This window comes from Wolbachia endosymbiont (group A) of Urophora cardui, assembly GCF_964028435.1.
Classification (GTDB): Bacteria; Pseudomonadota; Alphaproteobacteria; order Rickettsiales; family Anaplasmataceae; genus Wolbachia.
Genome location: NZ_OZ034774.1, coordinates 1,107,556 through 1,119,869, shown reverse-complemented (window position 1 = coordinate 1,119,869; position 12,314 = coordinate 1,107,556). Strand labels below are relative to the sequence as shown.

Genomic DNA, 12,314 nt, shown 5'->3' with positions numbered 1-12,314 from the left:
CAAAACCTTCTAAAACTCAAATCCAGAACTTCTTAAAGCCTCAGCAAATTGAGAAACTAATCCTGTATATTTATACGCTCCACGATCAAATACTAGCTTTTGTTCTAATTTCAGACCAGATAAGCGCTCAATCATTAAAGAAGAAACCTGTTTTATAGTTTCAGCATTGACTTTTCCTTTACATACATCCTTAATTTTAGCATCCAAAGTAGAAGCTGAAGTGAGAGTTACTCCTTTTACATCATTAATTAACTGGACATAAAAATGCCTATTAGATTTAAATATGGATATACGCAAACGTTCAGCGCTCTTGTCAAGCTTCGCTCTATTACGCAACTTCCTTTTTTCATAGTTACTTAAAAAATTATATAACCTTCTCATCTTAATTACTTCTTTTTACTTACAACTTTACGCAACATAAATTTACCCTTTATTACAATACCCTTACCTTTATAAGGATCGTACTTCCTAATCCTGCATATATCAGATGCCACCATATAGACTTTTTGCTTATCCATACCACTAACTACTAAGTGAGTTGGCTTTATGCACTTAATCTCAACATCTTTAGGCACTTTATATTTAACATTATGGCTATAACCAAGATACAAAGTCAAATACTTACCATCACACTCTGCCTTATATCCAACACCATTAATCTCAAGATTAACAGAAAAACCATCAACCATGCCGTTAATAATATTATTAATATTACTCCTATAAGTGCCCCACATAGGCTTTATTTCATCATAATCATCTTTATCTTGATCCACAGAAAGGAGTAGCTGATTATCAACAATCCGGCACACAACATCACTGATTAAGCTAAGCTCTTTTTCAGCCTTAGCACTCTTTATTAACATCCTACCATTATTATATTCAACTGAAATACCAGCAGGAATATTGATAGGAGCAGCACCTATACGAGACATGAATTTCTCCTATTATTTAAAACACACGACACAAAACTTCTCCACCAACCTTTAACTTATGTGCATTATAATCAGTCATCACTCCTTTGGGTGTCGATATAATAAAAATACCAAGACCATTATATGCTTTAGAAATGTCCTTATACTTAGAATAACAACGACAACCAGGCTTTGACACCCTAACTATGTCACTAATTACAGGTGACTTCTCATAATACTTCAATTTTACAATGAAAGAAGGTAAATTATCTACAACTTGCTTTTCATAATCAAGGATATACCCTTCATCTTTTAAAATCTTCAGTATAGAAGAATTCACTTTAGAAAACAACACTCTTGTTGTTCTATGCATTGCCAATTGAGCATTACGTATCCTTGTTAAAAAATCACCAATACTATCAGATAACGCCACAATATACTCCTTATATTATATTTACCAACTAGACTTTGTAACTCCTGGAACTTGCCCAAAAGAACATAAATCACGCAAAACAATTCTACATAAACCAAATTTTCTATATACTCCTCTTGGTCTCCCAGTTAAAGCACACCTATTTCTAATTTTGGTTTTAGAAGAATTTCTAGGCAATTTTTTAATTAATTTATTTTGAGCTGTAAACCTTTCTACAATAGACAAATTCTTATTATTTATTATAGATTTCAATTTCTCTCTTTTTTCTTTATATTGATCGCACAGCTTTATTCTGCGAAGATTTCTTTCTATCATAGATTTTTTTGCCATATATTTCTCCTCTCAATTAATCAAAAAAAGGAAATTTAAGAGCCAGTAATAATTCCTTTGCTTCCTTATCACTAACTGCACTTGTTATAATATTAATATCCATACCTCTAATTTTACTTATTTTATCATAGTCTATTTCTAAAAACGAGATATGTTCCTTTATACCAAAGGAAAAATTACCATTACCGTCAAATTGCTTCACACTAAATCCTCTAAAATCTTTTTCCCTTGGCAAAGCAATATATATCAATCTTTCTAAAAACTCATACATTTTATCTCTACGCAAAGTTACTTTGCAACCTACTGTAGCACCTTTTCTGATCTTGAAGCCAGAAATAGATTTTTTTGCAAAAGTTGATAAAGGCTTCTGCCCAGCAATCAAATATAGGCTATCAAGTGGTTCATTTATTGCTTTACTATCTGTAGCAGCATCTCCAATGCCCATATTGATACACACCTTGACAAGTTTAGGCACTTGCATGATATTGCCGTAATTAAACTTATCCTTTAAGGACTTTACTATGCTATCTTTATACAATTCTTTAAACATATCAACCTAATCTATCACTTCTCCAGAAACTTTTGCAAAACGCACTTTTCTACCGCCTATAACCTTAAACCCCACTCTAGTTGGAGTTTTATATTTAGGGTCTAATGTTGCAACGTTGGATATATCAATAGCTAACTCTTTATTTAATATACCACCACTACTACCAGCTTTTGGTTTAGTGTGTCTCTTATGTACATTTACCCCAGAAACAATTACTTTCTTTTTAGCATCACATGCCACAACTTTAATCACTTTACCAATTTTTCCCTTATCTCTACCAGTTAAAACTATAACGTCGTCACCACTTTTTATTTTAGCACTCATTATAAAACCTCAACAGCTAATGACATTATCTTCATAAAAGAACCAGATGATAACTTTTTTACCGGACCAAATACCCGAGTGCCAAGTGGTTCACCTTGATCGTTAATCAAAACTACAGCATTGCTAGAAAAACGAATTACAGAACCATCAGATTTTCTAATAGGGCTTTTCACCCTCACCACAACTGCTCTATATACTTTTCCCTTCTCAACCTTCCCTCTTGGAGTAATAGATTTAGTAGATACAATAACTGTGTCACCTATAGATGCAGACTTTCTACCACCCAATAAACCAATACAAAGCACTGCACGCGCACCAGAATTATCAGCTACTTCCAACAATGTATTTTTTTGAATCATATAAATATCCTATTCAATGTGAGCTATTAACAACAACCCATTTTTTAGTAGTAGAAATAGGCTTGTGTTCTTGTATTAAAACCTTGTCCCCTTCTTTACAACTATTATTCTCATCATGTGCTGTATACTTCTTGTATTTTTTTATAACCTTTTTATACAGCTGATCCTTATACACTTGTAATACCGAAACCTTTACAGTCTTATCACACTTAGCCTTAGTTACAGTACCACAAAAAACCTTTTTAGGCATTCTTTTCCTCTCTTCTTCTTTTATTTAATGTAGTTAGAATACGAGCTATGCTCTTTCTTATTAAGCTAAAACGCGAAATATTGTTGCACTGCCCCAACTTCTTTTGAAAAACCAAATTAACAAACTCTTTTCTCAAATTTACAAGAATTTCATGCAATTCTTGTGAAGACCTCGATTCAATGTCAGCTATATCCATTGCAACTCCATTTAATTATGATTAGATACAAATTTACACTTCATAGGAAGCTTAGCGGTTGCCTTTTCAAGCGCCAATCTTGCTAAATGCATGGGAACATCACTGCTAATCTCAAACAACATTCTACCGGGCTTAGCTTTAAACACCCAAAATTCAACACTACCTTTTCCCTTACCCATACGTACATCTGCCGGCTTTTTACTAACAGGGGTATCAGGAAAAATTCTTATCCACACTTTACCAGAGCGTTTTAATGTTCTAGATATTACACGCCTTGCAGTTTCAATATGCTTAGACTGAATCCTACCTGCTTCTACAGCTTTTAAGCCATAATCTCCAAAAGATAATGTGCTACCACCTTTTGTATTACCCTTAATTCGCCCCTTAAATACCTTCTTATATTTACTCTTTTTGGGAACAAACATCTCAATATACCTTAATTACCAATATAAACCCAAACCTTAACTCCTATAATACCATATATAGTTTTTGCTTCACAAAAAGCATAATCTATATTAGCACGTAAAGTGTGTAAAGGCAAACGACCTTCTTTATACCATTCAGTACGAGCTATCTCAGCTCCGCCAAGGCGCCCAGAACAACTTACTTTAATACCTCTAGCACCCATCCTCAAACAACTTTGAATAGCTTTTTTCATCGCTCTTCTAAATGAAACCCTTTTTTCTAACTGTTGTGCAATGCTGCTTGATATTAAAACTGCATCTATTTCAGACCTTTTAACTCCTACTACATTCACTTCCACATTATTTTTTACTTTTTCAGCTATTTTTTGCTTTATCTTCTCAATATCTGAGCCTTTCTTACCTATTATCACTCCAGGTCTAGAAGAATGTATTATTACAGACACCAAATCGATTGTACGCTCTATAATTACTTTAGAAACACCAGCATGCTTAAAAGATTCATTTATATAACTGCGAATAGATAAATCTTGATGCAACCCTTGTTTATAACCCTTCTCAGCATACCAAACAGATGACCAAGTATTAATTATTTTTAACCTAAATCCTTTAGGATTAACGTTTCCCATACTTTTGCACTTTCCTTATTAATTTTCTATTTTTATGAATCATATAATTTCTCCCAATTTTACAGTTATATTACTATAACGTTTACTAACTCTATTAGCTCTACCCATAGCTTTTGGACATACCCTACGCAAAGTAAGAGACTTACCTATTGAAATTTCTTTTATATATAAATTATCGATATCCAATCCATAATTATATTGAGCATTAGCAATCGCAGAATTTAATACCTTCCTTATAAGACCCGCAGCTTTCTTTTCACAAAATCTTAATTGCACAGTGGCAAAAGAAACTTTTTTATTACGTACTAAACCAGCAACCAAATTCAATTTACGAGGAGTTGATTTTAAAACCCTAGAACCAGCTTTAACTATTACATCTCTGTTTTTCATATCAATTACCTTCTTGTCGCCTTTTTATCACCACTATGCCCAGTAAATTTACGAGTGGGCGAAAATTCACCAAACTTATGACCTATCATATTCTGATCATTAACATTAACAGGAATGTAATCCTTACCATTATAAACAGCAAACTTTAAACCTAAACAATTAGGAAGAATTACAGAAGCCCTGGAATGAACTTTTATAGCCATGTTAACAAACCCCTTGTTTAAAGCATTATTCACCGACTTTAATATAGAAGGATGACAAAAAGGAGGCTTCCACGCAGATCTACTCATAAACTAACCTTTCAATTGTTTTATATACTTATCACTAGATTTATTTTTCCTCCGAGTTTTCTTTCCTTTTGTTGCAACACCCCAAGGAGTAACAGGATGACGACCACCAGAGGTTTTTCCTTCCCCACCTCCATGAGGATGGTCAACCGGATTCATTGCAACCCCACGCACAGTAGGTCTAATTCCAAGCCACCTACTTCTTCCAGCTTTACCCAGCTTTCTATTCTTATGGTCAGGGTTAGATACTACACCAATAGTAGCCTTGCAAGAAGATAAAATCAACCTAATTTGACCAGACCTGAGTCGTAATAAAACATATTGGCCATCACGACCAACAATTTGCGCATAACAACCAGCAGCTCTAGCAATCGCAGCACCATTACCTGGCTTCAGCTCAACATTATGAACGAAAGAACCAACAGGTATATACTTGAGTAGCAAACAATTACCTGGCAAAATATCAGCATCATTTCCAGCTGTAACAATATCACCAGGCTTCATACCTTGAGGAGCTAATATATAAGACTTAATATCATCTTCCTTATATGATATTAACGCTAAAAACCCACTTCTATTTGGATCATACTCTATTTTTTCAACTATACCCTGACCACTTCTATTACGCTTAAAATCTATAACTCTATACTTCTTTTTGTGACCACCACCCCTATGACGAGTTGTAATTCTACCATAATTATTTCTTCCACCACTGGACTTTTTACCGGATGTAAGAGACTTTTCTGGCTCATCTTTTGATAAACCAACTTTACTTACTAACACAGTCCCACGAGAAGACGGAGTAACAGGATTAAAAAATTTCATACCCATATTAAACGCTCATTATATCTAATTTTTGACCATCTATCAAAGAAAAATAAACTTTCTTTTTCTGTTTTTCACAACCAACCACACCCCTGAAACGCCTATATTTAGGCTTAATTCTAACAACATTTATAGAAGAAATTTTAACATCAAATAGAGACTCTATTGCCAACTTTATTTGACGCTTATTTACATTTACAAAAACATACAAAGAATATTTATTAAACTTCTCCCTCAAAAAAGAGGCCTTTTCTGTAATTATAGGAGATTTTATTATATTATTATATTTGATCATAACAATCTACCTTCAAGATGCTTTAAAGTATCCTTTGTCAACATCACGCATTCGTGATTCAATATATCAAAGACATTTAACCCAATAGGTTTGATTAAGTCTACATAATGCAAGTTTCTAACAGCACGCAACAAATCATCTCCATAATCACCAACTATCAAAAAGGAAGAAAATTTAAAATTTTTAATACATTTACACATTTCAGACGTTTTCTTCACATCAATATTTAAATTATCCAGAATAATCACTTGATTATTTAAATACTTTAGAGATAAAGCAATTTTTAAACCAAATTTGCGTACCTTCTTATTAAGAGAATAAGTATGACTCCTCACAACAGGGCCGAAAATAATCCCACCACCTCTAAATTGAGGAGATCGCAAGCTCCCTTGTCTTGCCCTACCGGTACGTTTTTGACCATAAGGTTTAGCTGTTGTACCAGAGACATCACTGATACCTTTTGTTTTATGAGTACCAGCTCTTCTCTTTGCTAATTGCCATCTCACTATATCATGCAAAATACTCAATTTTTGCTTAGCAGAAAATATCAAAGGATTGAGCTGAGCAGTACCTACATTATTATTAGATAGATTAACTAAATTACATTCCATAACTAACTTACCAAATTACTAGCATCATCATTTACATCTAACAGTAAACCTACCGGAAAAGGAACATCTTTATGTAAAGATTTTTTAACTGCATCTCTTACAAAAACATAGGAATTTTTAAACCCAGGAACATTATTACCCTTCACAGCAATTATACTATCTTCATGATCAATGGATAATATCTTCATATTTTGTGCAGTTATTCTGCTGTTACCTAAATGACCAGCCATTTTCTTTCCTTTGAATACTCTACCAGGATCCTGACATTGACCAGTGGAACCTTGTGATCTGTGAGCAATAGAAACACCATGAGATGCCCTAAGCCCACTGAAGTTATGCCGCTTCATCACACCAGCAAATCCTTTACCTATAGAATAACCCGTAATATCAAGATATTGACCAACCACAAAATGATTGATTCCCACTTTTTTACCACATTCTATTCCCGACAGGTCATTTAATCTACTTTCGTATAACTTACATTTATTATTTATACCCTTTTTCTTTAAATATTCCAACTGAGGTTTTGCTATATTTTTAAAATCTCCTGTACCTAAAATGACTGAATTATAGCCACATTTATCTTGTCCTTTTATATCAACAATATAAGTTTCGCTGAGATGCAATAAAGTTACAGCCATGCGACTATTGTCAGAATACATAGCAGTATGACCAATATTCATCATTAGTAAACCAATTCTCCTCAGCGAATTTATTCTCTTCATTTCCTTCTCCTAAACCTTAACTTCCTTGACTTTTAAATCCACTTCTACGCCAGCAGAAAAAGATAAACCTGTAAGCATCTGCATCATAGTAGGAGTAAGATCATGTAAAACAATCAAACGCCTAGAAGTTCTCATTTCAAACTGTTCACGAGATTTTTTATCAACGTGAGGAGATCTATTAACAATAAATTTAGAATCTTTTCTTGGCAACGCAATCGGACCAGATAATTTTGCATTGGACCGCTTTAATTCATCAACAAATTTTCGAACACACTCCTCCAATAAAGAACAATCGAAAGCCTTAATGTTAATATATATATCTTGCTTCATCTTAGTTACTACTCTCACTCCAAAATTTCAGAAACAACACCAGAACCAACAGTTCTACCGCCTTCTCTTATCGCAAAACGCAATCCCTTATCCATTGCTATCGGTACTTGCAATTCTACTTCTACACTCACATTATCTCCTGGCATTACCATCTCCTTCCCATCTAGCAATTTTATGCTCCCGGTTACATCCGTTGTCCTTAAATAAAACTGTGGCTGGTAATTCGCAAAAAATGGTGTATGCCTTCCTCCTTCCTCTTTCTTTAATATATAAACCTCCGCCCTAAACTTTCTATGCGGCGTTATCGTCCCCGGTTTTGCTAATACTTGCCCTCTCTCCACTTCTTCTCTTTTTGTTCCTCTTAACAATATTCCTACATTGAGTCCTGCACTCCCCTTATCCAGCAACTTCTTAAACATTTCTACACCTGTGCATATCGTCTTTTGCGTCGCTTTCAGACCTATTATCTCTATCTCTTCTCCCGTCTTTATCTCTCCCTTCTCTATCCTTCCTGTTACCACCGTTCCTCGCCCCGATATCGAAAATACATCCTCGATTGGCAATAAAAATGGTAAATCCACAGGCCTTGGTGGAACTGCCACATACTCATCTAACTTTTCCATCAATTTATCTATTGATTTCTTTCCATATTCGCTACTGCCATCCTCCAGCGCTTTCAATGCAGACCCCACTACCACAGGCACTTCATCCCCTGGAAATCCGTATTTATTCAGCAATTCCCTCACTTCCATTTCTACCAAATCTATCATATCAGCATCAGCAACATCAGCTTTATTTATATACACCACGATATATCCAACACCTACCTGCTTCGCTAGCAATATATGCTCTCTCGTTTGTGGCATTGGCCCATCAACCCCCGACACTACCAATATCGCCGCATCCATCTGTGCTGCACCTACTATCATGTTCTTTACATAGTCAGCATGTCCAGGACAATCAACGTGTGCATAATGCCTTTTTTCCGTCTGATACTCAACATGCGCTGTTGCTATCGTTATCCCCCTTTTCCTTTCTTCTGGCGCCTTATCTATCTGATCGTACGCTACAAAATTTCCATAATGCTTTGTTATCGCCGCTGTTAACGTTGTCTTCCCATGATCCACATGTCCTATTGTTCCCACATTTACATGCGGCTTTCCAAATGCTTCCACTACTGCTGTCATAATTTAAACTTTTCTACCTAAAATACAAATACATCAATAAATAATATGTTGATTTTATAAAAATACAACAAAAAAAAGAGCGGATAGTGGGAATCGAACCCACGTCACTAGCTTGGAAGGCTAGAGCTCTACCATTGAGCTATACCCGCACAATGGAGGAGGTAGGATTCGAACCTACGTACGCAATGCGGACAGATTTACAGTCTGTTACCTTTAACCACTCGGTCACTCCTCCACAAAAATTTGTTAAGAGAACGCTATTTTAGTACCTTAACTCAAGCTTTTATTGTATTTAATACTAAACGCCTAAAATTAAAAAATCAAGCAATAAAACCTACCCTGATTAAAATCATGCAGATTTCATTTTATACAACACAATATTGCCAATAAAACGTCTAAATAAATAATGCGAATCATGCGTACCTGGCGCTTCTTCTGGATGATATTGCACAGAAAAGACTAAGTAATCCTTCATCATTATCCCCTCTACACTATTATCAAATAGAGAAATGTGAGTAATTTCAACATTACTTGGAAGAGAAGCTGAATCAACAACGAAACCATGGTTTTGGCTAGTGATCTCAACTTTTCCACTAATTACATCATAAACTGGATGGTTACTCCCTCGGTGACCAATATCCATCTTGATGGTCTTTGCTCCCAAAGTAATCGCAAGTAATTGATGACCCATGCATATGCCAAAAATTGGTATTTTAGATTTTATAATAATGTCTATCTCTGAAACTACACTTTCTCCTATTTCTTGCGGATCACCAGGACCATTTGAAAGCACTATACCATCTGGATTCATACTCAACACTTTTTGAGCAAAACCTGTGCTTGGTCTGATTAATTCAACTGTACAACCAAGTTCTATTAAGCGTGAAACTATACTGATTTTTACGCCAAAATCAACGATTACAACCCTATATTTTGCATTAAGGTCACTTTTAAAATTACTATGCAAGCTGACTTTATTGGTTATTTCTATCCCATTTACAGATTTGTATTCCTTCAATTTGTCCAACACATGCGTCTCGCTTGACGGGCATATCATTCCACTTTGAGATCCATGTTTTCTCAAATGTCTCGTTAAAGCTCTAGTATCAATTCCTGATATCCCAACCACGTTATTTTTCTCTAACCAATCATTTAAACTGATATATGAAGAAGGGTGGGACATAGAAGAAAGTTCACGCATAACCACACCACTTGCAAAAATTTTCTCTCCTTCATTATCTTTATGGTTTATTCCAATGTTACCAATATGAGGAAAAGTGAACGTTATAATTTGATCAGCAAAAGAAGGATCAGTTATAGTATGCTGATAACCGGTCATACCAGTGGTAAAACAGACCTCACCTATGCACTTGCCTTTTTTACCTACTGATTTTCCCCAAAAGCACTTGCCATCTTGTAAAATTAAAACTGCGTCCTGCACTTCATTATCTATTTAACTGATTCAAAACAGTATACAAGAATTTCAAATAATACGTAACTCTTTCTAAAATTCCAAATTTAACCACGAGGCGGCGAAGAACAACATGAAAAAAACTTTTAACGCGCCCTTTCATAAAATATGTTGACTATCTCCGTATTTTATATTAGGTATACTCCGGCAGTTATGAAATGGAGGTTTATTATATCAAATGAAATCCAACCTAAAAATAAGTTACTAATTGTAGGAGCTGGCTTACTATTCTTTGCGATGGTGTTCCCATCATTTTTTCTCTTAGCAAAAATAGCCATAGGATTAGCTATGATCGCAATTGCAACAATCGCGGTAAAAATTTTCTCAAAAACAATATCAAACGCTCTTGAAAAAGAAAAAGTAGATCAGAATCGGGCAGCACAACAAACAACACAAAGTAAAATTATAAACCTAGCTATTGGATTAACATTTATATTTGCAGGAGGATTATCAATGCTCATTATAGCAAAAACTGGCTTAATTGCAGCATGTGCAGCTATAACTGCTTTAGCTCTACACGAATATGTTAAAAATGAAAAAATAGGAAAAGAGATAAATGATAAATTCGATAAGGTAGCTGACGATACAATCAATTTTATTGTTAGCAATGTTGAAAAACTTATTCCAACAAAGCCGCCAGGCATAACAGCCTAAACTGTCTCCGTTCAGCAGAGTGGTTTAAGAAACAATAGATAGAAGGTTTTGAAAAGGGTTCAGCCTTCTTTTTATGTCCGCCTTGAGGAACTTCTTGTACAATTAGTTTCTCTTGAGAAAATGAATCTAACATTTTAACACTCCCTTTAACTCTTACATCATATATTGAAAAATAATTAACCTAACTTATAACTTGCACCTTTATCAGCTTGTTAGGTAGAATTATTAAAGAATTAGTTGAATAGGTATTATGATTCAATTCAACTCCATCCACAAGTTCTCCGCTTGTTACTCCAGTTGCAATAAACACTGATTCACCTCTTGTCATATCTTTTATGGTGTAGATTTTTTCTGGGTCATCAATATTTAAATTTTTTGCTCTTTCTCTTAACTGATCTGTGTCAAATATTAATCTTCCCTCCATCTGTCCACCGATTGAACTCAGCGCTGCAGCCGCAAGCACCCCTTCTGGTGCCCCTCCTATTCCGATATACATATCGTGATTGCCATTTACTAGTGAAACTACGGCCGCAACATCACCATCATCTATTAGTTTAACTTTTGCTCCTAACTCCCTGATTTTCACTATTAATTCACCATGCCTTTCACGATTAAGTATAGTTACTGTAAGATCATTTACTTTACATCCTTTTGCCTTGGCTAAATTGTCTAGATTCTTTTCAATGCTATTTTTTAGTGAGACTACACCCTCTGGGAGATTTTTTCCTACTGCTATCTTTTCCATATAAACATCAGGTGCATGTAAAAAATTACCTTTTTTCGTTGCAGCAAGAACGGACATTGCCCCTTGTTTATGGTGAGCGCAGATTGTGGTGCCCTCAAGTGGGTCAACAGCAATGTCGATTTCAGGACCATTTCCAGTGCCAACCTTCTCGCCAATATACAGCATTGGTGCTGAATCTCTCTCACCTTCACCAATTACGATAGTACCATTTATTTCCATTGAATTTAATACTGTACGCATTGCATCAACTGCAACCTGATCAGCCTTTTTTTCATCGCCGAAGCCTGCTAGTTTATATGCAGCAAGTGCTGCAGCTTCGGTCACTTTAACTAATTTATAGGCTAAATCTTCCATCATTTGCTTTAAGAACTATATTCAATATATATCATG

The 12,314-nt window shown here is 35.0% G+C and carries 22 protein-coding genes and 2 tRNA genes; 1 reads left to right on the top strand and 23 read right to left on the bottom strand.

Annotated elements, in window-relative coordinates; genetic code table 11:
* Positions 1 to 9: 9 nt before the first annotated feature.
* The 22 genes from rplR to carA all read right to left on the bottom strand — a co-directional run bounded on the left by rplR (position 10) and on the right by carA (position 10,495).
* Positions 10 to 381: a 50S ribosomal protein L18 gene (gene rplR, locus ABWU38_RS05395; protein ID WP_250294835.1), complete on the bottom strand. Its 372-nt coding sequence runs from the start codon at positions 379 to 381 to the stop codon at positions 10 to 12.
* A gap of 5 nt (positions 382 to 386) precedes the next feature.
* A complete protein-coding gene (gene rplF / locus ABWU38_RS05390) occupies positions 387 to 932 on the bottom strand; it encodes a 50S ribosomal protein L6 (RefSeq protein ID WP_253309084.1) in 546 nt (181 codons plus the stop codon).
* Between the two features lie 16 nt (positions 933 to 948).
* Positions 949 to 1,344 (bottom strand): 30S ribosomal protein S8, encoded by a 396-nt coding sequence (rpsH, locus tag ABWU38_RS05385; protein ID WP_064124654.1) that lies wholly within the window; start codon positions 1,342 to 1,344, stop codon positions 949 to 951.
* A 21-nt stretch (positions 1,345 to 1,365) separates the two neighbouring features.
* Positions 1,366 to 1,674 (bottom strand): 30S ribosomal protein S14, encoded by a 309-nt coding sequence (gene rpsN / locus ABWU38_RS05380; protein WP_064124653.1) that lies wholly within the window; start codon positions 1,672 to 1,674, stop codon positions 1,366 to 1,368.
* Between the two features lie 16 nt (positions 1,675 to 1,690).
* The gene (rplE, locus tag ABWU38_RS05375; RefSeq protein WP_190321300.1) at positions 1,691 to 2,224 is read right to left on the bottom strand and encodes a 50S ribosomal protein L5; all 534 of its coding nucleotides are present in this window, start codon (positions 2,222 to 2,224) and stop codon (positions 1,691 to 1,693) included.
* A gap of 6 nt (positions 2,225 to 2,230) precedes the next feature.
* A complete protein-coding gene (gene rplX / locus ABWU38_RS05370; protein ID WP_373457552.1) occupies positions 2,231 to 2,548 on the bottom strand; it encodes a 50S ribosomal protein L24 in 318 nt (105 codons plus the stop codon).
* Entirely contained in the window at positions 2,548 to 2,907 is a 360-nt protein-coding gene (gene rplN, locus ABWU38_RS05365; protein WP_006279348.1) for a 50S ribosomal protein L14, read from the bottom strand. Before rplN ends, rplX begins: the two co-directional genes overlap by 1 nt.
* Before the next feature lie 13 nt (positions 2,908 to 2,920).
* Positions 2,921 to 3,157: a 30S ribosomal protein S17 gene (gene rpsQ, locus ABWU38_RS05360; RefSeq protein ID WP_264732192.1), complete on the bottom strand. Its 237-nt coding sequence runs from the start codon at positions 3,155 to 3,157 to the stop codon at positions 2,921 to 2,923.
* Complete coding sequence (gene rpmC / locus ABWU38_RS05355) at positions 3,150 to 3,353, bottom strand: 50S ribosomal protein L29 (protein WP_006279350.1); 204 nt, start codon at positions 3,351 to 3,353, stop codon at positions 3,150 to 3,152. Before rpmC ends, rpsQ begins: the two co-directional genes overlap by 8 nt.
* Before the next feature lie 11 nt (positions 3,354 to 3,364).
* Positions 3,365 to 3,778 (bottom strand): 50S ribosomal protein L16, encoded by a 414-nt coding sequence (gene rplP / locus ABWU38_RS05350; protein WP_250294844.1) that lies wholly within the window; start codon positions 3,776 to 3,778, stop codon positions 3,365 to 3,367.
* An 11-nt stretch (positions 3,779 to 3,789) separates the two neighbouring features.
* On the bottom strand, positions 3,790 to 4,404 hold the full coding sequence (rpsC, locus tag ABWU38_RS05345; RefSeq protein WP_253309088.1) for a 30S ribosomal protein S3: 615 nt from the start codon (positions 4,402 to 4,404) through the stop codon (positions 3,790 to 3,792).
* A 39-nt stretch (positions 4,405 to 4,443) separates the two neighbouring features.
* Entirely contained in the window at positions 4,444 to 4,794 is a 351-nt protein-coding gene (gene rplV, locus ABWU38_RS05340; protein ID WP_096616838.1) for a 50S ribosomal protein L22, read from the bottom strand.
* 5 nt (positions 4,795 to 4,799) lie between these two features.
* Positions 4,800 to 5,084 carry a 30S ribosomal protein S19 gene (gene rpsS / locus ABWU38_RS05335; RefSeq protein WP_006279181.1) on the bottom strand — a complete coding sequence of 95 codons (285 nt, stop codon included), beginning with the start codon at positions 5,082 to 5,084 and terminating at the stop codon, positions 4,800 to 4,802.
* Between the two features lie 3 nt (positions 5,085 to 5,087).
* Entirely contained in the window at positions 5,088 to 5,912 is an 825-nt protein-coding gene (gene rplB / locus ABWU38_RS05330) for a 50S ribosomal protein L2 (protein ID WP_253309089.1), read from the bottom strand.
* A 1-nt stretch (position 5,913) separates the two neighbouring features.
* Positions 5,914 to 6,201, bottom strand: coding sequence for a 50S ribosomal protein L23 (locus ABWU38_RS05325; protein WP_353272618.1), 288 nt, complete (start codon positions 6,199 to 6,201; stop codon positions 5,914 to 5,916).
* Positions 6,198 to 6,812: a 50S ribosomal protein L4 gene (gene rplD, locus ABWU38_RS05320; protein WP_064124641.1), complete on the bottom strand. Its 615-nt coding sequence runs from the start codon at positions 6,810 to 6,812 to the stop codon at positions 6,198 to 6,200. The genes ABWU38_RS05325 and rplD overlap by 4 nt, the downstream gene beginning before the upstream one ends.
* 2 nt (positions 6,813 to 6,814) lie before the next feature.
* Positions 6,815 to 7,537: a 50S ribosomal protein L3 gene (gene rplC, locus ABWU38_RS05315; RefSeq protein WP_353272617.1), complete on the bottom strand. Its 723-nt coding sequence runs from the start codon at positions 7,535 to 7,537 to the stop codon at positions 6,815 to 6,817.
* Positions 7,538 to 7,546: 9 nt separating this feature from the next.
* Positions 7,547 to 7,867: a 30S ribosomal protein S10 gene (gene rpsJ, locus ABWU38_RS05310; RefSeq protein WP_096616846.1), complete on the bottom strand. Its 321-nt coding sequence runs from the start codon at positions 7,865 to 7,867 to the stop codon at positions 7,547 to 7,549.
* Between the two features lie 14 nt (positions 7,868 to 7,881).
* On the bottom strand, positions 7,882 to 9,054 hold the full coding sequence (gene tuf / locus ABWU38_RS05305; RefSeq protein ID WP_353272616.1) for an elongation factor Tu: 1,173 nt from the start codon (positions 9,052 to 9,054) through the stop codon (positions 7,882 to 7,884).
* Between the two features lie 78 nt (positions 9,055 to 9,132).
* Positions 9,133 to 9,203 (bottom strand) — tRNA-Gly (locus ABWU38_RS05300).
* Positions 9,204 to 9,207: 4 nt separating this feature from the next.
* A tRNA-Tyr gene (locus tag ABWU38_RS05295) sits at positions 9,208 to 9,289 on the bottom strand.
* Between the two features lie 114 nt (positions 9,290 to 9,403).
* Complete coding sequence (carA, locus tag ABWU38_RS05290; RefSeq protein ID WP_253309091.1) at positions 9,404 to 10,495, bottom strand: glutamine-hydrolyzing carbamoyl-phosphate synthase small subunit; 1,092 nt, start codon at positions 10,493 to 10,495, stop codon at positions 9,404 to 9,406.
* A 183-nt stretch (positions 10,496 to 10,678) separates the two neighbouring features.
* Here carA and ABWU38_RS05285 point away from each other — a divergent pair, with 183 nt between their 5' ends.
* Positions 10,679 to 11,179 carry a hypothetical protein gene (locus ABWU38_RS05285; protein WP_353272615.1) on the top strand — a complete coding sequence of 167 codons (501 nt, stop codon included), beginning with the start codon at positions 10,679 to 10,681 and terminating at the stop codon, positions 11,177 to 11,179.
* A gap of 181 nt (positions 11,180 to 11,360) precedes the next feature.
* Here the strand turns inward: ABWU38_RS05285 and glpX are convergent, their stop codons facing one another.
* Positions 11,361 to 12,278: a class II fructose-bisphosphatase gene (gene glpX, locus ABWU38_RS05280; RefSeq protein WP_353272834.1), complete on the bottom strand. Its 918-nt coding sequence runs from the start codon at positions 12,276 to 12,278 to the stop codon at positions 11,361 to 11,363.
* Positions 12,279 to 12,314: the final 36 nt, after the last annotated feature.

Coding starts and splice junctions, on each gene's coding strand:
- rplR (WP_250294835.1), bottom strand. CDS start 381: ATGAGAAGGTTATATAATTTTTTAAGTAACTATGAAAAAAGGAAGTTG.
- rplF (WP_253309084.1), bottom strand. CDS start 932: ATGTCTCGTATAGGTGCTGCTCCTATCAATATTCCTGCTGGTATTTCA.
- rpsN (WP_064124653.1), bottom strand. CDS start 1,674: ATGGCAAAAAAATCTATGATAGAAAGAAATCTTCGCAGAATAAAGCTG.
- rplE (WP_190321300.1), bottom strand. CDS start 2,224: ATGTTTAAAGAATTGTATAAAGATAGCATAGTAAAGTCCTTAAAGGAT.
- rplX (WP_373457552.1), bottom strand. CDS start 2,548: ATGAGTGCTAAAATAAAAAGTGGTGACGACGTTATAGTTTTAACTGGT.
- rplN (WP_006279348.1), bottom strand. CDS start 2,907: ATGATTCAAAAAAATACATTGTTGGAAGTAGCTGATAATTCTGGTGCG.
- rpsQ (WP_264732192.1), bottom strand. CDS start 3,157: ATGCCTAAAAAGGTTTTTTGTGGTACTGTAACTAAGGCTAAGTGTGAT.
- rpmC (WP_006279350.1), bottom strand. CDS start 3,353: ATGGATATAGCTGACATTGAATCGAGGTCTTCACAAGAATTGCATGAA.
- rplP (WP_250294844.1), bottom strand. CDS start 3,778: ATGTTTGTTCCCAAAAAGAGTAAATATAAGAAGGTATTTAAGGGGCGA.
- rpsC (WP_253309088.1), bottom strand. CDS start 4,404: ATGGGAAACGTTAATCCTAAAGGATTTAGGTTAAAAATAATTAATACT.
- rplV (WP_096616838.1), bottom strand. CDS start 4,794: ATGAAAAACAGAGATGTAATAGTTAAAGCTGGTTCTAGGGTTTTAAAA.
- rpsS (WP_006279181.1), bottom strand. CDS start 5,084: ATGAGTAGATCTGCGTGGAAGCCTCCTTTTTGTCATCCTTCTATATTA.
- rplB (WP_253309089.1), bottom strand. CDS start 5,912: ATGGGTATGAAATTTTTTAATCCTGTTACTCCGTCTTCTCGTGGGACT.
- ABWU38_RS05325 (WP_353272618.1), bottom strand. CDS start 6,201: ATGATCAAATATAATAATATAATAAAATCTCCTATAATTACAGAAAAG.
- rplD (WP_064124641.1), bottom strand. CDS start 6,812: ATGGAATGTAATTTAGTTAATCTATCTAATAATAATGTAGGTACTGCT.
- rplC (WP_353272617.1), bottom strand. CDS start 7,537: ATGAAGAGAATAAATTCGCTGAGGAGAATTGGTTTACTAATGATGAAT.
- rpsJ (WP_096616846.1), bottom strand. CDS start 7,867: ATGAAGCAAGATATATATATTAACATTAAGGCTTTCGATTGTTCTTTA.
- tuf (WP_353272616.1), bottom strand. CDS start 9,054: ATGACAGCAGTAGTGGAAGCATTTGGAAAGCCGCATGTAAATGTGGGA.
- ABWU38_RS05285 (WP_353272615.1), top strand. CDS start 10,679: ATGAAATGGAGGTTTATTATATCAAATGAAATCCAACCTAAAAATAAG.
- glpX (WP_353272834.1), bottom strand. CDS start 12,278: ATGGAAGATTTAGCCTATAAATTAGTTAAAGTGACCGAAGCTGCAGCA.